The 20,403-nt window shown below is 48.2% G+C and carries 14 protein-coding genes; 6 read left to right on the forward strand and 8 right to left on the reverse strand.

The window, feature by feature from the left end; all coding sequences use genetic code 11:
• The first annotated feature begins 36 nt into the window (after positions 1–36).
• The 4 genes from EV202_RS00480 to EV202_RS00495 all read left to right on the forward strand — a co-directional run bounded on the left by EV202_RS00480 (position 37) and on the right by EV202_RS00495 (position 7,026).
• Positions 37–2,685, forward strand: a complete 2,649-nt coding sequence (locus EV202_RS00480; RefSeq protein WP_131924903.1) for a family 43 glycosylhydrolase — start codon at positions 37–39, stop codon at positions 2,683–2,685.
• Positions 2,686–2,932: 247 nt separating this feature from the next.
• Positions 2,933–3,901, forward strand: a complete 969-nt coding sequence (locus EV202_RS00485; protein ID WP_131924562.1) for a glycoside hydrolase family 43 protein — start codon at positions 2,933–2,935, stop codon at positions 3,899–3,901.
• 27 nt (positions 3,902–3,928) lie between these two features.
• On the forward strand, positions 3,929–4,942 hold the full coding sequence (locus EV202_RS00490) for a family 43 glycosylhydrolase (protein ID WP_131924564.1): 1,014 nt from the start codon (positions 3,929–3,931) through the stop codon (positions 4,940–4,942).
• Between the two features lie 53 nt (positions 4,943–4,995).
• The gene (locus tag EV202_RS00495) at positions 4,996–7,026 is read left to right on the forward strand and encodes a hypothetical protein (protein WP_131924906.1); all 2,031 of its coding nucleotides are present in this window, start codon (positions 4,996–4,998) and stop codon (positions 7,024–7,026) included.
• Between the two features lie 130 nt (positions 7,027–7,156).
• Here the strand turns inward: EV202_RS00495 and EV202_RS00500 are convergent, their stop codons facing one another.
• From EV202_RS00500 to EV202_RS00535, 8 genes are all read right to left on the reverse strand, one after another.
• Positions 7,157–8,443 (reverse strand): histidine-type phosphatase, encoded by a 1,287-nt coding sequence (locus EV202_RS00500; RefSeq protein WP_131924566.1) that lies wholly within the window; start codon positions 8,441–8,443, stop codon positions 7,157–7,159.
• Between the two features lie 74 nt (positions 8,444–8,517).
• Positions 8,518–10,179: a RagB/SusD family nutrient uptake outer membrane protein gene (locus EV202_RS00505; RefSeq protein ID WP_131924568.1), complete on the reverse strand. Its 1,662-nt coding sequence runs from the start codon at positions 10,177–10,179 to the stop codon at positions 8,518–8,520.
• 11 nt (positions 10,180–10,190) lie between these two features.
• Positions 10,191–13,397: a TonB-dependent receptor gene (locus tag EV202_RS00510; RefSeq protein WP_234878216.1), complete on the reverse strand. Its 3,207-nt coding sequence runs from the start codon at positions 13,395–13,397 to the stop codon at positions 10,191–10,193.
• Positions 13,398–13,703: 306 nt separating this feature from the next.
• On the reverse strand, positions 13,704–14,681 hold the full coding sequence (locus EV202_RS00515) for a FecR family protein (protein ID WP_131751820.1): 978 nt from the start codon (positions 14,679–14,681) through the stop codon (positions 13,704–13,706).
• A gap of 51 nt (positions 14,682–14,732) precedes the next feature.
• Positions 14,733–15,302: an RNA polymerase sigma-70 factor gene (locus EV202_RS00520; protein ID WP_106069644.1), complete on the reverse strand. Its 570-nt coding sequence runs from the start codon at positions 15,300–15,302 to the stop codon at positions 14,733–14,735.
• Positions 15,303–15,412: 110 nt separating this feature from the next.
• Positions 15,413–15,835, reverse strand: a complete 423-nt coding sequence (gene ybeY, locus EV202_RS00525; protein WP_131924573.1) for an rRNA maturation RNase YbeY — start codon at positions 15,833–15,835, stop codon at positions 15,413–15,415.
• Positions 15,836–15,987: 152 nt separating this feature from the next.
• Positions 15,988–17,229: a nucleoside recognition domain-containing protein gene (locus EV202_RS00530; RefSeq protein WP_131924575.1), complete on the reverse strand. Its 1,242-nt coding sequence runs from the start codon at positions 17,227–17,229 to the stop codon at positions 15,988–15,990.
• A 27-nt stretch (positions 17,230–17,256) separates the two neighbouring features.
• On the reverse strand, positions 17,257–18,258 hold the full coding sequence (locus tag EV202_RS00535; RefSeq protein ID WP_131924577.1) for a M28 family metallopeptidase: 1,002 nt from the start codon (positions 18,256–18,258) through the stop codon (positions 17,257–17,259).
• A 134-nt stretch (positions 18,259–18,392) separates the two neighbouring features.
• Between EV202_RS00535 and EV202_RS00540 the strand changes: the two genes are divergently transcribed.
• A complete protein-coding gene (locus EV202_RS00540; RefSeq protein ID WP_131924909.1) occupies positions 18,393–19,160 on the forward strand; it encodes a DNA alkylation repair protein in 768 nt (255 codons plus the stop codon).
• A gap of 73 nt (positions 19,161–19,233) precedes the next feature.
• Complete coding sequence (locus EV202_RS00545; protein ID WP_131924912.1) at positions 19,234–19,749, forward strand: DUF4348 domain-containing protein; 516 nt, start codon at positions 19,234–19,236, stop codon at positions 19,747–19,749.
• Positions 19,750–20,403 lie beyond the last annotated feature (654 nt).

Raw genomic sequence — 20,403 nt, forward strand, 5'->3', positions numbered from 1 at the left:
CCGGCATAGCCTTTTCCCTTAATTTTTATGTGGCACATGCTTATTTGTAGAAAAACCATATTATTACTGGCTTTTGCTTGTTGCAGCACACTGTTTGCACAGAACGTCCTAAATCCGGTACTTCCCGGAGTGGCGGATGCCGGTGTGATGAAGTACAACGGCAAATATTATATCGGCGGCGTGCATACGAATGGAGACTTTTATGTTTCGGATGATTTGGTTCATTGGGGGAGGCCTGTCCATGTCCTTTCGATGGATAATGAATGGACAAAAGGCACCGGAGCCGGGAATGACCAGATTCATGCCAATGACATCCGCTACCTGAACGGCGATTTTCATCTGTATTGGTCTGTCAATTACTGGGGGAAGGATAAGCATGTCGTTCATATCTCACATGCGCAAAGCAAAGAGCCCTTGGGGCCTTATGTCGAGCCGAATAAGAAAACTTGGATGGATAACCGTATCGACCCGATGGTTTTTAAGGATGACGACGGACAATTATACATGTATATGGTGCGCTTCACGGATGGGAATACGATATGGGGGCGCAAGATGAAGAACCCGGCAGAGTTTGACGGCGAGCCCGTATGCCAGTTCGCTTCGTTGCCCGATACATGGGAGACGATGGATAACAGGGTGGCGGAAGGCCCTTGGGTAATGAAATACAGAGGACGTTATTACATGATGTACAATGCCAACCACACCTCTACGGAATGGGGCAATTATCAGTTGGGAGTGGCCGAGGCCGACTCTCCTTTAGGTTTTCAAAATGGTAGTAAATATAGTCATCCGGTTGTGGGATGCAATCAGGCAGAACTCGAAGAGAAGTATGTAGACTTATTGCGGTATGGCGATGCGTATGAGCCGCTGTTTGCTTATACGGAAAACATGCCGGAAGGAGACTGGACAAAGGAAACCTATGAGGCTTCGGGCTGGAAGAAAGGAGAAACAGGTTTTTCGTCCGACGAGGTGAAAGGTTCTACGGTTCGGCGCATGGGTACTTGGTGGAAATCGCCTGCTCTGTGGTTGCGTAAAGCCTTTTCCGCCGGTAAGCAGGTTGGCAATCTGGCTTTGCGGGTGGCTCACGACGGAGATACTAAGATTTATCTGAACGGTACGCCGGTTTATGAGAAGCAGGGGCGTGATTATTGCATCGTCAATCTTGATGGGAAATTGCGTGCTGCCCTGAAAGAAGGAGCGAACCTTCTTGCCGTGGAGACAAGGAGAGGAAAAAGTTCGCAGTTCTTTGATGTCGCTTTGTTCGACATGAAGAACGATGTGTCCGATGATATACTGATGACACCCGGACAGCCCAATATTCTGAGAGGGCCGAATGGGTTTGAGTGGTGGTTGATTTATATGGCAAACAAAAACAACGAACATCGCGGGCAGTATATCGACCGCATACAGTTTTTTGATAAAACGATGTATGTGGACGGCATAACCGGGCCTCGTACAAAGGGCTATCATCCGAAGCCTGCTTTACCTACTTTTGCCCGAATGGCCGAAACATCTTCGTTCGGTGTGTTGCAGGGGGTGCAAGCGTCTGTTGCCTATCTGTTCGAGACGGGGATTAAGACAAAAGCCGAAGCCGGTGTCGTTGCATGGTGGAAAGATGCCGACAATTGCGCTTATGTTGGCTTGGATGCCGGCCATCGATGCTGGTATATGCGCACCCGTATCAATGGCGAAGAGAAGAAAGATTTTTTTACCTTGCCTACTGATTTTCGCTGGGGTGTTTACCATCATTGGCGCATCGAGCGTAACGGAGGATGCATAAAAGTCTGGTTGGACGAGATTCCTGCACCGGGAAAACATATCTTTACGGAAATTATTCCCGCCCAGGAGGAGGGAGTTCCCGGCGTGTTTGACGAGAAGAGAGACGCCTTGTTCGAGGGCGCTGTCTATACTATCGGTTTCGACGATATGGAATGGCAGCTTGCGGAGGAGGCGGAGATGTTGAAGGGGGATTTCCTGAACGATTATGAGTTCAGCTTTCAGTTGTCCGGCTTTTCCGAACAAGACGTGGCAGGCTGCTATCCGGTTTATGTAGACAAGGATAATTATGTGAAGGCCCGGTTCAACGGCACGACCCGTATGCTTGAGGTGATTGCCGTGAAAAAAGGAAAAACCACTTGGCGCGAAGACTTCCCGTTGGAATGCCTGCAAACGGTCTATCCGGATGTGAAATATACCGATTTCATCGAGAAATCTTACTGTTTTGCTACACCTGCATGGGTGGATGCCCTCTACTTGAATCGCCACGAAGCCGATGACAAGTCCCGGTTTGTGGAAGACATGTTCAGTAAGTTCACGGTGGATTATTTGAGTAACGGTGAGTGGCATCCGATAGATGTGCAGGGTGCGGGGGTCGACCCACGGCATCCGGCTTATAACCGTTTGTCTTTTTCCCCGGTGAAAGCTGAAAGAATCCGGTTCATCAATAAGGATGCGGAAGATTTGAAACGCCATATCTATAAAATCGGTATACACGAGATGCTGAAGGCATCCTACAATTTCCGTGTGGTGCGCCGGGGCGGGAAACTGTATCTCTTGGTCGACGGCAAGGAAATGAGTGCCATTGGTATCCGGTATCCTGCATCCCGCATCGGATTCTGTGCGGAAAGCGGCGCTCCGACCTATAAGGGAGTATTGTATTACCACATCGGGCAGCCTTTTCGTTAGGTGCAACCTTAACCGGGCGTCGGGACGGTGTTTTGTCCTAAAAAATATACACCGTGAGACGTTCTTGTAACAGATTGATTATCAGCAAACCTAAATAGAGCCTATCTAAGTATAGGACTTAGGGTGCCTAAGTATACGACTTAGGGTATCTAAGTATACTACTTAGCCCCCCTCTCTATACGAGGGAGATAGAGAAACGCGTTTTTAGTAATTATTTATCTTAAAAGAATATCATAAGAAAATAGTCATGAAGAAGAATTTTATAAGTATGTATCTGTTTCTGCTGGCTGTACTGACTTCCTGCCAGTCGTGTTCTTCGGAATACAAGAATGTGGACGACATCGTTGTCGAGGGCGTTGAAACACCGGTGCTTTTCGGCGACCCGTTTATCATGTTGCATGGCGACACTTATTATGCCTATGGCACGAATGCCGCAGATGGCATTGAAGTATATACCTCGGATGACTTGCAGACTTGGAAATACAAAGGTATGGCACTGAACAAGAAAGATGTATGGGCCGATCGTTGGTTCTGGGCTCCGGAGGTCTACGAGGTCGATGGGAAGTTCTACATGTACTATTCCGCCGACGAACACATCTGCGTGGCCACGGCCGATAAGCCTGAAGGGCCTTTTGTACAGAGCGAGAAGCAGCCTATGATTGCCGGCGAGAAATGCATCGACAACTCTCTGTTCGTCGACGATGACGGCACGCCTTACTTGTTTTTCGACCGTTTCAACGACGGGCTTAACATTTGGGTGGCCGAGCTTGAAAAAGACCTCGTTACGATTAAAACAGAGACCATGCACCCTTGCATTCATGTTTCGCAGGCATGGGAGGAGGTCTGGCCGCGTGTCAACGAAGGGCCGTTTGTAATGAAGCGCAACGGGCTCTATTATATGACCTATTCAGCCAACAGCTACGAGAGCCCTTTCTATGGCATAGGTTGCGCCACGGCCACCGACGTGATGGGGACATGGACCAAGTACGATGAAAATCCGCTTTTGCAGAAACCCGGCGAGCTGGTAGGAGTGGGGCATAGCGCCATGTTTACGGACAAGGCCGGAAAGCTCCGCATCGTTTTCCATGCGCACAAGGATAAAAGCAACATCCATCCGCGTGCCATGTATATCAGCGATGTCTGTTTTGAGAAAGTGGATGGGGTGGAGCGTATGAGAATCAGTAAGGAATATATGACCCCCAAGGTCGTGAAATGAAATCGTATAAAAACAGGAAACATGCGTATGAAGATTTTCTTTGAATTATGCCTGCTATGCAGCCTGACGGCTTGTTCTTCGTCAACATCGGCTAAGGAAGAAACACCGGCCGAACAGCCGAAGAATGTGTACCGCAACCCGGTGATAGATTACAGCCTGCCCGACCCCTCGGTCATAAAGGCCAATGACGGCTATTTCTACCTCTATGCCACCGAAGATATCCGCAACCTGCCCATTCACCGTTCCAAGAATCTGGTCGACTGGGATTATGTGGGCACTGCCTTTACCAATCATACCCGCCCCACCTTCGAGGAGAAAGGCGGTTTGTGGGCGCCGGACATCAATAAGATAGGCGATAAATATGTGTTGTACTACTCCATGTCTGTATGGGGAGGCGAGTGGACGTGTGGCATAGGTTGCGCCACAGCCGATAAGCCCGAAGGCCCTTTCACGGATCATGGCAAGATGTTTCGTAGCAATGAAATCAATGTGCAAAACTCCATTGACCCTTTCTATATAGAAGAGGCCGGGAAAAAATATCTGTTTTGGGGTAGTTTCCGGGGAATTTATGCCATCGAACTTTCGGATGACGGACTTTTTCTGAAAGAGGGTGCTGTGCCGCGTCAAGTGGCGGGCACGGCCTACGAGGGTACTTATATCCATAAGAAAGACGGTTATTATTATCTCTTTGCCTCCATAGGCAGTTGCTGCGAGGGGTTGAAGAGTACTTATACCACGGTTGTAGGACGTTCCGAAAGCCTTTTCGGACCTTATGTGGACAAGAACGGCGGGCGCATGCTCGACAATAAGCACGAAGTCCTCATAGGGAAGAATAACTCCTTTGTGGGAACAGGACACAACTCGGAGATTGTGACCGACGATGCCGGTAGCGATTGGATTTTCTACCATGCCGTGAGTACAAAGAAACCCGAAGGGCGGGTACTGATGATGGACCAAATAGAATGGAAAAACGGGTGGCCGTCAGTAGAGGGGAACAGCCCTTCGACAGAATCACATAAACCGGTATTTACACAACGCTGAATAAGAGAGATATCAGCCGATAATTATGAATAAATAAAAAAGACATACTTATGATGAGATTAAAAAATTTAGTTGCAGGGATAGTGCTTTTGATTAGTATTACAAGTGTGGAGGCCATGAATGTTGGAGTCGGAGACGTGTCGGCCTCTGTTTCCTTGAAAGTTCCGGGAAATGCAGCCAAGCGATATTCATTGGTTCTTGAAAAACAGCAAGGCAGTATGTATAGCTGTCGGGCTTCGGAAGAATTGCCGTTGACCATTACCCGTACTGTAGAGGATGTGGATGGCAGGCAGCGCCTCACGGTGGTTATCAAAGCCGTGGAGGATGTTTATTTCAATTATGGAGAACAGGTGAAAACGGCCTATAAGCATGCCCAAAGCCAATTCTATATGCCCGGCTTCTGGTATCGCCGCAATCTGCGTTCGCCGAAAGAAGCGCCTTCGTTCCATACTTCGGACAGTTGGCTGGTACGCGAAGACCGTCTGAGCAGCCCGCTGACGGCAGCTTTCAATCCCGTCGACGGGAAATCCATGTCAGTCATCCGCATTGATAAGTTCGACAAAGAAGCCTTGTCCACCCATAAAGAGGGCGAAGTGATATTGTCCGGAGAAACCTCCATCGGCTACACCGGATTCCTGAATGTGGACGGAATGACGGTACTTGCTTATGGCTTTCCTTATAAAGAGGCACCAAAGACCTATATCCGCAAATTGACGTTGGCTCCTGCCGTTGAGGCTTTCCAACTACTTCGTAAGGGCGAAAGCATTTCGCTGACTTGGGAGCTTTCCGAACGCGATGCGGCCGATTTCTCGGAATGCGTGCAGCGCACGTGGGAGTACAGTTATGACACCAATCGTCCGAAACCGGTGGAAACCCCTTACACCGTAGACCGGATGAAGGAAGTGATGAGCAACTTCTTTGTGGAGAGTTATGTCGACAATACGCCCACCTATTATTATTCGGGTGTTGAACTGGAGACAGCCACTTGTGCCAATACGGATGTGGCAGAAGTCGGTTTTGTGGGACGCACTTTGCTCAATGCTTTCAATGCATTGGAATACGGTATGTTGAAGAATCGCCCCGAATTGGCAAAGAATGCCAACAACATCTTCGATACATATCTTCAAAACGGATTTTCGCAGGCCGGCTTCTTTAACGAGGTGGTACACTACAACCGTGGCTTCAAAGAACCTCACCACAGCATCCGCCGTCAATCCGAAGGCGTGTATGCCATTCTGAACTATCTGAATTACGAGAAACAGCAAAAACGAAGTCATCCCGAATGGGAGAAGCGTATCAAAAGCATGTTGGACAATTTCCTCAAATTGCAGAACGAGGACGGCAGTTTCCCGCGCAAGTTCAAGGACGATTTTTCCATTGTAGATGGCAGCGGCGGCAGTACCCCCTCGGCCACATTGCCCTTGGTGATGGCTTCCAAGTATTTCAAGGACAAACGCTATCTGGCAAGTGCCAAACGCACGGTGCAGTACTTAGAGAAAGAACTGATATCCAAAGCCGATTACTTCTCATCTACACTGGATGCTAATTGCGAGGACAAGGAGGCTTCTCTGTATGCTGCCACGGCCGCTTACTACCTGGCTTTGGTCACCAAAGGCGAAGAACGTGCACACTATGCCGGCTTGGCCAAGAAAGCCGCTTATTTCGCCTTGTCTTGGTATTACACTTGGGATGTCCCCTTTGCCCAAGGTCAGATGCTGGGCGATATCGGTTTGAAAACCCGTGGATGGGGCAACGTGTCGGTTGAGAACAACCACATCGATGTATTTGTTTTCGAGTTTGCCGATGTGTTGAACTGGCTTTCCAAACAGTACGACGAACCTCGTTTTTCCGACTTTGCCGGGGTGATTTCCACCTCCATGCGGCAGTTGCTCCCCTATGAAGGGCACATGTGCGGCATTGCGAAGGCCGGCTACTACCCTGAAGTAGTGCAACACACCAATTGGGATTACGGACGCAACGGAAAGGGATATTACAACAATATCTTCGCGCCGGGCTGGACGGTTGCTTCCCTGTGGGAGCTTTTCACTCCGGGACGTGCCGAGCGGTTCTTGTTGAAGAAATAGTACTGGAAAGCGGTATGTTATGCATGGATACAGAATTTTATCCGATACTTCTTTTCATTCTCCACTCATAACATACTCTTGACGAAACTTCGTCCAACACTTCTCAGTCATCGAGGAAGTACGGTTTCATTCAGTTCTTATATTCGCTCTCGTCGTATTTGCGCAACTTGACGTCATAGTATTGCTTGACGTCTTTCCAATGATAGTAGGGATACATGTCGGTGGATACGGGCATGTGCCTTTCTTTCTCGTTGAGCAGGACTTTGACCAAGATATCATCGCTGCCGGGTTTCCGGTAAAAGACGAACTGGACGTTTGAAGCCATGGGGAAGACCTCAAACGAGCGCCAGTGCTCCGCCAGACTGTCCATGTCGGTGTACGTCCTGCCGTAGTGTTCCAGTTCAAGCAAGGCGACCAGAGGCAGCAGGCAGGACTCGTGCCCAAAGCGCAGCGTGGCACCGTGCCGGCCCGTGGCGAGGAATTCGTCGGCAGTACGGAGAATGTTACGCAGGAGTTCCGCCTCCTTATAGGGCATCCATCCTTTGGTTTGAGGAGCCGCGCCGCCATAGAGGTACCACGATATGTTGTTCTTACTCCACAGGTCAATGCACTCACGGGTGGTAAAGAGCGAATACAGCTCCATATCGGTGTCGTGGCTTTGCATGTTGCAGGCTATGTCGAAGAGGTTGTTCATCAGCCGTGCGGGCTCTACGTGCTGTTTCACGAAGAGTGAGTCGCTGAACAACGCAGCCATCAGCCTTTGCGGGTGTACGTACTTTTGGGCGATGTAGCGGCGGGTGGCTTCGGCTTCGGGCAGGTGCGAGAGCTCGTTCAGTTTGGCGTTATCCCTGTTCAGGTAAGGCATGTCGTGCAGGCTGGCGTCGGTCGATATGCGCAAAGCGGGATTCAGTCCCTGCAACTCCATGCATTCGTTCATCATGGACAAGATGCAGCGGATGACGATGGTGGAGCGCGCATCTATTCCTGCGCTGTCGGCAAAGACTTCGGGGAAGTTATGATACATTCTTCGGGCTATGCCTCTGTGTTGGCGAGCGCCGGCAGGAGTCAATTCGCCCAGACGTTTTTCGGCCATGGCATTCATTCTGTTCACTATGTCCAGTGTCTGCTTGCCTACGGAGGTAAGGACGTTTGCCGAATCCGCCTTTCCCAGCACTTGCTGCGGGTAGGTGTAGTCTTTAGGATTGATTAGAAACCTTGAGCCGTGCCGGTTGTACGTGCTGATGTAGAAAGGCACATACCCCCGGGGCGCGGGCGACTGTTGCCATGTAGGTTCGGGATATGCCTGATAGTTGTTGGCTGTCAGCGAACGGTTTTCTGTGATTACTTGTTCGATTGTTTGCGAATATACAAAGCCTGTTACCAGTGTGTATATCCAGAGAAAAAAGATCCTTTTCATAAAATAAAAATTAGAAGAGGTGGCAGATTATCCCAAAAACGAGTAAGTCATCTGCCATCTCATGTTGTTAATTACTAGTTTGCATAGCCGTCATTCTGTTTTAACTTCGGATTCTTTTCAAGCTCGCTTAGCGAGAAAGGCAGATAGCGGTTGTGGTCGTTGAATACACGGTCTTCGATGCGGCACTGCTTCTCATTGGCCGATGTGCGCGGTTCTATACGGGCACGCATCTCAGGGTTGCTTTCTTTCCCATTCACTGTACCTATTATTCTATAAAGCGTTCCGTTCAGTACTGTATGAGCTACCATTTTGCCATTATCGTCTTTCCAACGGACAATGTCGGCACGGCGCATACCTTCGCCGGCCAGTTCGATGGTACGTTCGCGGCGCACCAAAGCACGGATGCTCTTCTGATCCACATATTTCGAACGATTCACCTTACTCATACCGCCACGTACACGTAATTGATCGATTATATCGAGGGCTTCGTCAAGGTTTTCGTTCAGTTCCACATTGGCTTCGGCAATGGTGAGCAGTACCTCTGCATATCTAAACAGGATGGGGCATAAGGCTTCGTTGCTCAGCGACGCTGAATATTGAGAAATTGGCACGGTGTATTTGGCCCATATCATTCCTGTTTTTGAAGCATTGTTCGAGGCATTGTAAAAATCGGGATTCGATGCTCCATTGATTTTCTTGTCCAATGTATTGAAAACTCTGATTTTTCCATTTTTACCTAACCAGTCCATACCCGGATATATGACGGTTTGAGCAAGACGCGGGTCGCGATTGGCAAACGGATGTTCGGGGTCATATCCGGAATCAGGTTCGTCAGGCATCAGGCCATTCTTCATTTCGAACATGTCTACGAGGTTGCTTGTAGGCACCATCGAAGCCCATCCTCCGTCGGCGTTGTTGAAAAGTCGGATGCAGTTCTCGAACGGAAACGTGGTAGGCACGTGCTGCATGGCGTAGATTATTTCTTTTGAAGTTTGTCCTTGCAGGCTGAACATTTCGAGAAAATCAGGGTCTAATTCGTACATATCCAGTTGCCTGATGGCATTAGCCGCTTCGCGCGCTTTCTGATAATCTCCCCAATACAAGGCAGCCCTCATTTTGACGGCCAAAGCTGTACCTCGAGCGATACGCCCTTTTTGTGCAGGTTTTATGTTCAGCATCGGGATGGCTTGATCCAGTTCATTGTAGACAAACTCTTTTATTTTCTCTTCGGAACTTCTTTCCACCTGGGCTTCTGCCGCTGTTTCGGGCAAATCGGTAATCAATGGTACGCCACCATACCAGAAATTCATTTGGAAATAGCGATAAGCACGAATGGTGCGTACCTGAGCAAACAAATCGTTCTTTACTTTTTCGTCGAAGTCCACTTTATCGGCCTTGGCAAAGAATGTGTTGCAACGACGGATGAGAGAATAGTCGTAATATGCCATGGTACGGGTTTGCGACATGGTGCCGTTGGCCACGAACTTATAGTTGCCCGATGATGAAGCTTTATAGGCAATGTCAGACATGCAATCGGCAAATAGAATGTCATCGGAGCCGACGGGGTTCGACCATTTTTCATAGCAGGCTGTAACGGCACTGTATACATCTTTCTCTGTCTGCCAGAAAGTGGAAGGCGATAAGGAATCGTGAGGAACTTTATCCAAGAAGCTGTCGCACGAAGAGGTGGATAACAGGGCGATGGATGCCCAAACTATCGGTTTATATGATTTCATAGGTAGTTCAATTAAAAGGTTATGTTTATACCAAACGAGTTTGTCATTACCTGCGGATAGTGCGAACCGCGGCCGGAAGGTGCTTCCGGATCTATATTGACCGGAAGATTGTCGAACTTCAGCAGATTCTCTCCCGAATAGAAGATACGGGCTTTGCTTATACCCAAATGGGCCGTATATGCTTTGGGAAGTGTCCATCCCAGCTGTATATTCTTTATTCGCAGATAATTGGTAGAGAACAGCCAGAAAGTGGAGTAGTTGCCCGGGCGACTGGATGAATTTTTATCAGAATACAATCGTGGGAATGAACCATTGGGGTTTTCGGGCGACCATGCATCAAACCAAGCTGTAGAGGGATGTGAGGTGTCTCCCTCAAAAGTACCGAAAACTTCTTCGGTAAAGTAGCGCTGAACACCCGAAGCTCCTTGCATCAGAAGAGAAAGATCCAGACTCTTCCATGCTGCCGATAAGTTCAGCCCGAAGGTAAACTTCGGTTTCTCGCTATTGCCGATGACACGGTCGGCGGAGGTCAGTTTACCGTCACCCGACGTATCTTTGTAACGGATGTCTCCGGCCATGAACTTCGGCCCGAAAGGATTGCCGTAAGTTTTGGTATACTCATCGGCTTCTTCCTGCGTTTTGAATAAACCGTCGGCTTCGTAAGTGTAGAACGAGGCGTAGGGTTTCCCTACTTGGTGTATCTTATTGCCGTCGTACATTTTATCTACCCCACCCAAATCGAGAACCTTGTTATGGTTGGTGCTCCAATTGCCGTTTACTCTGAACTTCCAGTCTTTCCATTCCTTATGATAGCCGACACTGATTTCCAGACCTCGGTTGGACATGGCTCCGACATTATCCTTATAGGCTTTCAAACCGAAAGTACCCGGTACGGGAACGCTCATTATTATATCTGTGGTCTTACGATTGTAGAAATCGATGCTCAGGTCGACGGCATTCAACAAAACCATGTCGATTCCCACTCCCCACGTGGTGGATTTCTCCCACGAAATGGATGATATGCGATGTGACGTTTGTGCGATACCGGTTTCTACCGTATCGTCAAATGGATAATTGTGCCCGATGCTGTAAGTCACCATCCACGGGTAATAATCATTGCTATTATCACTGTTCAGTGCACTTTGATTACCCAGCTGTCCCCAAGAGGCACGTATCTTCATCGAATCCATCCATTTCTTCGACCAATTCATAAACGTTTCTTCAGATATTCTCCACCCCACCGATACGGAAGGGAAATATCCCCACCGATGGTCGGGACTGAAACGGGAAGAGGCATCGGCACGGAGGTTGGCTTCAAGCAGGTAACGTCCCCTGTAGTCGTAATTGATGCGTCCGAAGTACGACATCATGCTCAGTGCGCGGGTATATCCTGAATTGGTTTGTGTGGATTCTGTTCCGGCATTTAGGTCTGTTAGTGTGTTGTTGGGGAAATTCTCGCGTTCTCCTCTCAACTCTTTGTAGTGGTAGTCTTCCATGCGATACCCTGCCAAAGCTTTCAGATGATGGTGTCTGCCTAAAGTCTTCTGATAATTCAGCAGCAAGTCGATCGATTCGCGATCCCAAAAGTATGCCCTCGAACTAAGTTTATTGGGGCCATGATACTTGTTCTTGTTGTATTGAATATCTTTACGGAAAGCATCGTACTCTTGATTGTTTCCCGTATATGCACCTTTTGCAGAGAGTTGAAGCCCATCTGTTATATGGTATTCCAGCTCAATGTTTCCTGCAAAGTTCTGGTTTTTCCGGTTGATGGTCTGGTTCAGGTCGAGCCATGCTATGGGATTTCCATCACCGATGGTTCCGTATGTGCCGTCTTCGTTCTTATAAGGAATCCATGGAGCTATGCGGTTGATTTGGCGTATGATTTGATCGGAGCCTCCGCCGATATACGAATTGTCGGCATCCTTATAATAATTGTTGATATATGACATGCCGGAGCGTAGTGTAAACTTATCGGATAGGACAATGTCTATATTGGAGCGCATATTGAATTGTCGGCGGTTGCAATTGCGCATGATGCCGTTTTGGTCGAGGAAACCGGCAGAAGTCATGTATTTTACATGTTCGTTACCGCCTGATACGCTTACGTTATGTTGGTTCATAAAGCCGCTGCCGTCAAATCCCAATTTATTCCAATCGGTATCGGGATAAGCAAAAGGATCGGAGCCATCTTTGAATTTCTTAATCTCTTCTTCGGTGAATCGGGGGGCGGCTCCGCTATTTTCCAAAGCCTTATTATAGTATTCGGCAGCATCGCCGGAGTGCATGCGCTCAACAAATCCTGTGGCTTTTTGCCACCCGATTTTACCAGAGTAGTTCACAGTTGCGCGTCCGGTCTTTCCGCGTTTGGTGGTAATAAGAATCACTCCATTGGCGGCTTTAGAGCCATAGATAGCGGCCGAAGCGGCATCTTTCAGTACGGAGATGGAGGCAATGTCATTGGGGTCGATTTGATTCATTGAGCCGGATTGGATACCGTCAATCAGAATATAGGGTGATGCGGAATTCCACGTGCCCAATCCCCTGATGAGGATAGAAGCACCATCTTGTCCCGGACGCCCTTCACCTGAAGTAACTGTCATACCCGGAACAAGCCCTTGGAGGCCGGATGAAACAGAAGTAACCGGTCTGTCTGTCAGCTCTTTGCTATCAATGGATGCTACCGAGCCAGTAAGGTTGACTTTGACTTGCGAGCCATATCCTACTACTACTATTTCATCAAGCAGTTCATTGTCTTCGTGCAGAACGATAGAGATGGGTTTGCCAATCATTGCTTTAACCTCCTCTTTTTTATATCCTATATAGGAGATTTCCAGTAATGATTTGGCTGATAACACTGTAAGGGTGAAGTTCCCGTTTATATCGGTGGCCGTTCCGTTGGTCGTTCCTTTTTCAATCACTGTGGCTCCGATAATGGGCAATCCTTTGGTATCTTTTACCAAACCTTTTATGGTCAGGTTTTGCTGCAATGTTTCGTTTACCGCATTTGTTGCCGGAGACAGAATGATATGTTTGCCTTTAAGTCTGTAATGAATGTCTGTATCTGCAAAAATTTTATCGAGAACTTTACTGACGGTTTGTTTATCCACATTCACTGATACTGTTTTATTGATATTGACTTGGTGGTTGTAGATAAATAGATATTCTGTCTGAAGCTCGATTTCATTCAGTATTTTTTCTAATAATACGTTGTTCATATTCAACGAAACTTTGGCATTTTGCGAATTTATATTTCCGGCATAAGAGCATAGTACGCAAAACATGATAAGTAGTGTGGAAATACGCATAACTCTAAAAGATTGTTTAAATCGGCATCCTTTCATCAATAGAAAGTGCTGAATCTGATATTTTTTCATAAATTAGCTTCGATTATGGTTAAACATTTAAGTTTTTAAGTGTTCTTTCTTAGTCGGGGCAGGTGTTGCAGCACTTGCCCTTTTTTAGCAATGGATTATGGTTTATTCATAGGCATATTGTTTTTTAAGGGTTCTGCAATGATGTGTTTATTCAATGGTGATTGTTTGCTGTTCCATGTCGTAGTGGAAAGTAAAGTGAAGATCGTTTTGCAGGATGCGCAGTGCATAGTCGATACCGTCTGTTTGACGGAACTTGCCGGTATAAGAGTACTTTAAAACATTCTGATTCTTGACAAGTATTCTGGTGGCAAAGTATTTTTCAAAAGTTTGCATGATGTCGCTGAACGATTGGTTTCTTATACTGATTATTCCTTCTTTCCAGAGATAAGCATTATAGTCGGTCACGGTGCTTACTTTCAGACGTCCTTTTTCTAATGAGACCTTTTCGTGCGGTTTTAGTATAACAGAATCGGGTTCTTTTCCTTTAGAAGTTACTTTTACGCTACCTTCCATCAAGCAGGTTTCAAATTTTGTTGTATGTGGATAGGCTTCTACATTGAAATGAGTGCCCAACACTTCGATATCGCATTTGTCGGTTTCTACGATGAACGGATTTTTCGCCTGATGGGTCACTTCGAAATAGGCCTCTCCGTTCAGGGTTACACGTCTGAGACCGGAGGAAGCAAAAGATGTCGGGTATTTTAAGGTAGTGCAGGCATTGAGCCATACGGTTGTGCCGTCGGGCAGGGTTACCTGCGTGCGTTGTCCTGCCGGTGCATATACCGAGCATAAAGCCGGAATCATTTCATCGTGTGCGGTATATTGGTGATATATCTGTGTGACGAGAAACGTCAATATTACTGCTGCTGCTATTTTTATCAGATTACGGATTTGTATGCGCTTTGCTGGGGTTGCTTTTATATGCTTGGCATTCTCTTCTTCCTGTATGAAGTTGATCATATCGAAGAGTTTGCGTTGTGCATTGAATTCCCGTAAGTTCTCTTCCGAACGCTCCACCCATTCTTTTATTTCCATTCTTTCGTCAAGACTTGCTTCGCCGCTAAAAAAACGAAAAAGAGCCTCTTTCTGTACATATTGTGTGCTGTCTGCATATTGTTTTTTCATTATAAGCAGATTTTGGGGGTTTATTATAATACAACTACCCCCATCGTCCCCCTAGTGAGAAAAAGGAAAAAACAAGAAAAGGAAAGGAAAATAGTCTTTTAGCGATATTCGAAAAGCTTTCAATGCTTTACTTATATGGAACTCTACTCCTTTTACGGAAATGTTTGTAGCCGTGGCTATTTCGGAGTAGCTCTTTCCATCGAATCTGCTCATTATGAAAATTTGGCGGGTGCGTGCCGGAAGTGATTGTAGTGTCTCGTTAATTATTTGTCTTATTTCATTTGAGAAGAAATCTGTGGGGTCACAACTTTCCAATTGATTGATACGTGCATGTAGTTCCCACTTCTGATATTCTGTCAGACTGATAGAAGCGGTATCTACCACACGTTGGTGTTTCAAATGGTTGAGACATTTGTTCTTGATGGAAGTCAGTATGTAAGAAGCAGCCTCTTTTTCTGAGCAGAGCAGATTCTTTTCCCAGAAATCGGAAAAAGCGTCTGCCGTAAGGTCGGCTGCTACTGTGTAATCGTGTACATAAGTGAATGCAAACCGCAAAAAGGCCGTTTTGTATGTGCGGTAAACGGTGTTGAACAACGATTCATATTCTATGCTTCTATTCATTATGGTGATAAAAGAATTTCGGTTGGGTAATCATTGGCAAAGATATCTGTTAACCTGAATTCTAAGACCTCAGGTTATTAATATTTACCTGTGATGCAAGTGCGAGCATATCATTTCGGTGCTCTCATCTCCAGCGCCTTGTTCTCCGCCGCCTCCATCTGTTCCCGTTCGCCCGGCCCTTTGTCGTTGATACCGCAAAGGTGGAGGATGCCGTGGATGACGACGCGGTGCAATTCTCTTTCATAATCATTGCCGGCAAACTGTTCCGCATTGGTGCGCACGGTGTCGAGGCTGATGAAGAGGTCGCCGTTGAGGCGGTTTCCCTCGCAGTAGTCGAAGGTGATGATGTCCGTGTAATAGTCGTGTTGCAGATAGTGGCGGTTCACTTCAAGGATTTTCTCGTCCGAACAGAAGATATAGGCGATTTCACCGATTCTTTTGTCGTATGAGGCGGCCACGGACCTGATCCATTCCGTTGTCTCGCGTTTCTTGAGGGCGGGCATTTCGATGCCTTCAGCGTGGTAGCTAATCATGTCTGTATATCGTTTTTTAATATTTCGTTTCCTTTCCGGTTTCTAATAATCCCTCATCGCCCACATACAGCCTGACATCTGACATCTCTTACGTCTCTTATGTCTTGTTTCTCTAACGTCTAACATCTTACGCCTCTTCCCTCTACCATCTGTCAAACCTCCCCGAAGAAGAAAATATAACTGATGATGATGGCGGCGATGATGCCGGAGAAGTCGGCAATCAGACCGCAGGTCACGGCATTGCGTGTTTTGGTGATGCCCACGCTGCCGAAATATACGGCAAGGATGTAGAACGTGGTGTCCGAAGCCCCACGGGCCACGCAACTCATGCGGCCCACGAACGAGTCGGCTCCATACTGCTTCATGGTGTCAATCATCAACCCGTTGGCTCCGCTGCCGCTCAGTGACTTCATCAGGGCGGTGGGCAAAGCTCCTACGAAACTCGTGTCCACTCCGAGCAGCCCTACGGCACGGCCGATACCGTCTATCAATAAATCCATTGCTCCGGAAGTGCGAAAAACGGCGATTCCAACGAGGAAAGCCACTAAATAAGGTATGATGCGCACGGCGGTGGTGAAACCCTCTTTCGCTCCTTCGATGAAGGCGTCGTACACATTGATTTTCTTCCACAATCCCCAAAGGATGAACAGCAGGATGATGGAGAACAGCAGGATGTTGGCTATCAGGGTGGAGTATGTGCCCATTTCGGTACGCTCGATGCGTGTAAACAGATAAACCAGTGCGGCGAAAAAGAGGCTGATGCAGCCTATCAGGATGAGTATGGGCTTGTTCAGCAGGTTGATGCGCTGGGCTATGCTGACGGCGATTACACCGACAAGGGTAGAGACGGCGGTCGTTATCAGTGTGGGGATGAAGATATCCGTGGGCTGTGCCGCACCCATCTGCGCGCGATACATCATGATGCTGACAGGGATAAGTATCAGCCCCGAAGTGTTGAGCACGAGGAACATTACCATCGGGTTGGTGGCGGTGTCTTTCTTGGGGTTGAGCTCCTGAAGCTCTTTCATGGCTTTCAGCCCCATGGGCGTGGCGGCATTATCCAATCCCAGCATATTGGCGGAGAGGTTCATGAAAATGGAACCCATGGCGGGATGTCCTTTCGGTATTTCGGGGAAGAGGCGGCAGAACACCGGGCTCAGCCAGCGCGAAAGCGCATTGATCATGCCGCTGTTTTCGCCTATCTTCATCACGCCCAGCCAGAGGGCGAGTATTCCCGTCAATCCCAAAGATATCTCGAACGCTGTTTTGGAAGAGGAGAACGTGGAGTTGACAAGTTCCGTGAATATCTCCGTGTCGCCCATGAAGATGAGCCGGCAAAGGGCCACGATGAATGCGATGACGAAAAATGCTACCCAGATATAATTTAAAACCATGTATCGTTACGTTGTTTTGTATATGGATTAATAGTTGTTCTCGTTGGCGAGGTTCCATGCGTTGAGAAACGCCGCTTTGGTTATTTCGACCACTTTTTCCCAGTTCAGGCGGTCGGCATGGTCCGAAGGGCGGTGGTAGTCGGGATGTCCGTCCGTGTGATACCAGATGACGGGGATGCCTTGCAGGGCAAAGGAGGCGTTGTCGCTTCCGCCTACGGGATTGTCCCAGGCACGGTAGTCGGGTTGCAGCTTCAGTCCGTGGCGTGCAACGTCCTGCTTCAGCCAGTCGCCGAAAGCGGGGTGGCCGGCGGTATAGAAGTAGACTACGTGTTGCGGTTGTTCGGGCTTGTTGTTCCGGCCTATCATGTCGAAGTTGAGGTAGCCTTTCACTTGGCTGATGAAGGGGGATGTCTGTACGAAATACCGGGAGCCGAGCAGTCCTTTCTCTTCGCCGTCCCAGAAAGCGAAGACAACCGTTCGCAACGGTCGGTGCCCCGAAGCCCGGAATGCGCGTGCTATCTGCAATACGGCCGAAACGCCCGAAGCATTGTCGTCGGCGCCGTTGTATATGGCATCATCGGCAAGGGTGCAGTCCATGCCCAGATGGTCGAAGTGCGCACCTACCACTACATACTCATCGCTACGCCGCCCCGGAATGACTCCTAACACGTTGCTCATGTGCAACGAACGGTACACGCCTTGTTTCAAACGGACGACGGAGTCGGGGTGTACTTCCCATCTGTCCCGTTGCCGGCGTTCTTTGCCGCATGCCTCGAAAGGTTGGTAATACGTGCTATCTAACGGCTCAATACCGGCTTCTTTCAGGCAGGAGGCCAAGTAGCGTGCCGCTATGCGTGCACCGTGCGTGCCGGCTTCGCGTCCTTGCAGCTCGTCGTCGGCCAAAAAGCGTACAATGGCTTCGGCCGAAGCGCGGTTGATGCTTTGCAGTCCTTTTTCTTGCGGTGATTGCGCATGCAAGGACAACGTGAAGGAAAGGCAACAGATTATTCCTAAAAAGACTTTATACATCGTTGTACGGTTTTATGGATGGTACACATAATCAGTTGCAAAATTACGGATAACTTTCGATAGTTCTATATAAATATAGTATTTTTGTCTGCTGACGAATGTATTCGGAATAAGTGTAAATGAAATAGCGAATGATGAAAAAGAAGAGTGACACACCGGAAGGCGTTGATTTGAAGTGTCTCCTTTCGGCGGAGGAAGTGGCCGAAAGAGTAGCCTGCATACAGCAAGAGTTGGAAGCATATATCGACCCTGTAAAGAAAGAGGTTCTGCCCCGTTTCTTCAAGATCGGAAAGGGGCAGTATGGCGAAGGCGACAAGTTTCTGGGTGTGATTGTGCCTAATACGCGTTTGGTGGCCAAGATGCACAAGGACGAGCCTTTCGGGGTGATGGCGGCATTGCTGCAAAGCCCATGGCACGAATGCAGGCTCTGTGCTTTGCTGATGTTGCTGGAACGCTTTAAAAAGAGCGATGAAAAGGGAAGAAAATCAATCTACGAGTTCTACCTTTCGCAAACCTCTCGCATCAATAACTGGGATTTGGTGGACTTGTCCGCTCCCGGCATCGTGGGCGAGTACTTGAAAGACAAATCGCGCGATGAATTGTATCGCTTGGCGGACAGCCCGTTGCTTTGGGAGCGGCGCATAGCGGTGGTGGCCACCTATACGCTTATCAAAAACCACGATTTCATCGATATTCTGGCTCTTTCCGAGCGCCTGCTCCACCATAAGCACGACCTGATGCAGAAAGCCGTGGGCTGGATGCTTCGCGAAATGGGCAAGCGCGACAAGGACTTGTTGGTGCAATTTCTGGAGAAGCATTGCAAGACGATGCCCCGCACCATGCTGCGCTATGCCATCGAGAAGTTTCCGGAAGAGGAGCGGAGGGAATTCATGAAGCGTTGATTTATGTGCTTTCTTTGTTAGGAATTCGGTAAGATATCTTATATTTGCGCCCATAAAAACAACCTGTTTTATGATGAAGGCAATTCGCTATGCGCTGTGCCTGTTCGCAGTGCTTTTGCTGTCGGTTTCGAGTGGGCGGGCAGCAGCCGATGAGGAAGATTTCAATACATTCCTCAGGAATTTCACATCCGGTGCTTCCTTCCAGTATTCCCGCATCAAGTTTCCGCTGAAGTCGCCCATTGTCTTGCTGAAGGACGACGGAGAGACGGAACAGACTTTCCCCTTCACCCGCGAGAAGTGGGCCTTGCTGGACGAGGAGACCTTGAAAGAGGGAAAGATTACGGAAGAGGAGGGTGGTGTCTACATCTCCCACTTCACGGTGGACGAGCCTGCCCATAAGGAGTTCGAAGCCGGGTACGATGAGTCCGAAGCCTCGCTGCGTGTGGTCTTCGAGCGGATAGGCGGCAAATGGTACGTCACCGACTGCTATATCGACTGGTATAACTCCGACCTCCCCATCAGCGAACTCAAAGAAACCATCCGTATGGTGCAGGAAGAGAACAAGGCATTCGAGAAACTGCATCCTTAAATGTGTGCTTTCCCCGCTTCATCATCCCTGCTGTGTGTAAGCTTTCTTTGCCTTGCTGCCTTTCGGGGTGTTTTCCCCCTCTTCTTCGGAACAAACAAGCGGAAAAACGCACGCCCACAAACACAAGTCCTTGTCCTGACAAAGGCAAGTCCTTGTGCTGACAGACACTTCTGTCTGTCGTGACAAACATTTGTGTCTGACGGCACGGCTGCAAGCCTCTGTCGGCTCTGCTTCGTTCCCCTTTGCATGAATCTTCTTTCTGCAAATCTTACCTTCCCTGAAGTGTGGGCTGATGCTTTCCGAAGTGTGGGCATACGTGCTCCGAAGTGTGGGCTTGCATTCGCCCAAGTGTGGGCTTGTGTCTGCTCAAGTGTGGGCTTAGGATTGATTAAATGTGGGCTTACGTTTCTTTCAAGATGAGTTTCCACTTTTCTCCTGTTAAGAAGTTGAATATCTTTTGATTATAGAACAGTGCGCTCTCCTTTGGATTCCGGGCGGTTCCGTTTTTCTTCGTTTACTTTTACGTACTTCTTGTTTGTGGCTTTCGGAGTATCAGAAGACGTTTTGTTCCATCTTTTGCCCGTGTTTTGTACGAATTCGTACAAAACACGAACGATTCTCCAACCCATCCCCCTCATTCATCCCTACATTTGC

It is taken from the genome of Prevotella heparinolytica, from assembly GCF_004342845.1.
In the GTDB taxonomy this organism is placed as follows: domain Bacteria; phylum Bacteroidota; class Bacteroidia; order Bacteroidales; family Bacteroidaceae; genus Bacteroides; species Bacteroides heparinolyticus.

Excerpts from the sequence above, each read along its gene's own strand:
- EV202_RS00545 (WP_131924912.1), top strand. The coding sequence starts at position 19,234 with ATGAAGGCAATTCGCTATGCGCTGTGCCTGTTCGCAGTGCTTTTGCTG.
- ybeY (WP_131924573.1), bottom strand. The coding sequence starts at position 15,835 with ATGATTAGCTACCACGCTGAAGGCATCGAAATGCCCGCCCTCAAGAAA.
- EV202_RS00515 (WP_131751820.1), bottom strand. The coding sequence starts at position 14,681 with ATGAAAAAACAATATGCAGACAGCACACAATATGTACAGAAAGAGGCT.
- EV202_RS00495 (WP_131924906.1), top strand. The coding sequence starts at position 4,996 with ATGAGATTAAAAAATTTAGTTGCAGGGATAGTGCTTTTGATTAGTATT.
- EV202_RS00490 (WP_131924564.1), top strand. The coding sequence starts at position 3,929 with ATGAAGATTTTCTTTGAATTATGCCTGCTATGCAGCCTGACGGCTTGT.
- EV202_RS00535 (WP_131924577.1), bottom strand. The coding sequence starts at position 18,258 with ATGTATAAAGTCTTTTTAGGAATAATCTGTTGCCTTTCCTTCACGTTG.
- EV202_RS00505 (WP_131924568.1), bottom strand. The coding sequence starts at position 10,179 with ATGAAATCATATAAACCGATAGTTTGGGCATCCATCGCCCTGTTATCC.
- EV202_RS00500 (WP_131924566.1), bottom strand. The coding sequence starts at position 8,443 with ATGAAAAGGATCTTTTTTCTCTGGATATACACACTGGTAACAGGCTTT.
- EV202_RS00480 (WP_131924903.1), top strand. The coding sequence starts at position 37 with ATGCTTATTTGTAGAAAAACCATATTATTACTGGCTTTTGCTTGTTGC.
- EV202_RS00530 (WP_131924575.1), bottom strand. The coding sequence starts at position 17,229 with ATGGTTTTAAATTATATCTGGGTAGCATTTTTCGTCATCGCATTCATC.
- EV202_RS00485 (WP_131924562.1), top strand. The coding sequence starts at position 2,933 with ATGAAGAAGAATTTTATAAGTATGTATCTGTTTCTGCTGGCTGTACTG.
- EV202_RS00520 (WP_106069644.1), bottom strand. The coding sequence starts at position 15,302 with ATGAATAGAAGCATAGAATATGAATCGTTGTTCAACACCGTTTACCGC.
- EV202_RS00510 (WP_234878216.1), bottom strand. The coding sequence starts at position 13,397 with ATGAACAACGTATTATTAGAAAAAATACTGAATGAAATCGAGCTTCAG.
- EV202_RS00540 (WP_131924909.1), top strand. The coding sequence starts at position 18,393 with ATGAAAAAGAAGAGTGACACACCGGAAGGCGTTGATTTGAAGTGTCTC.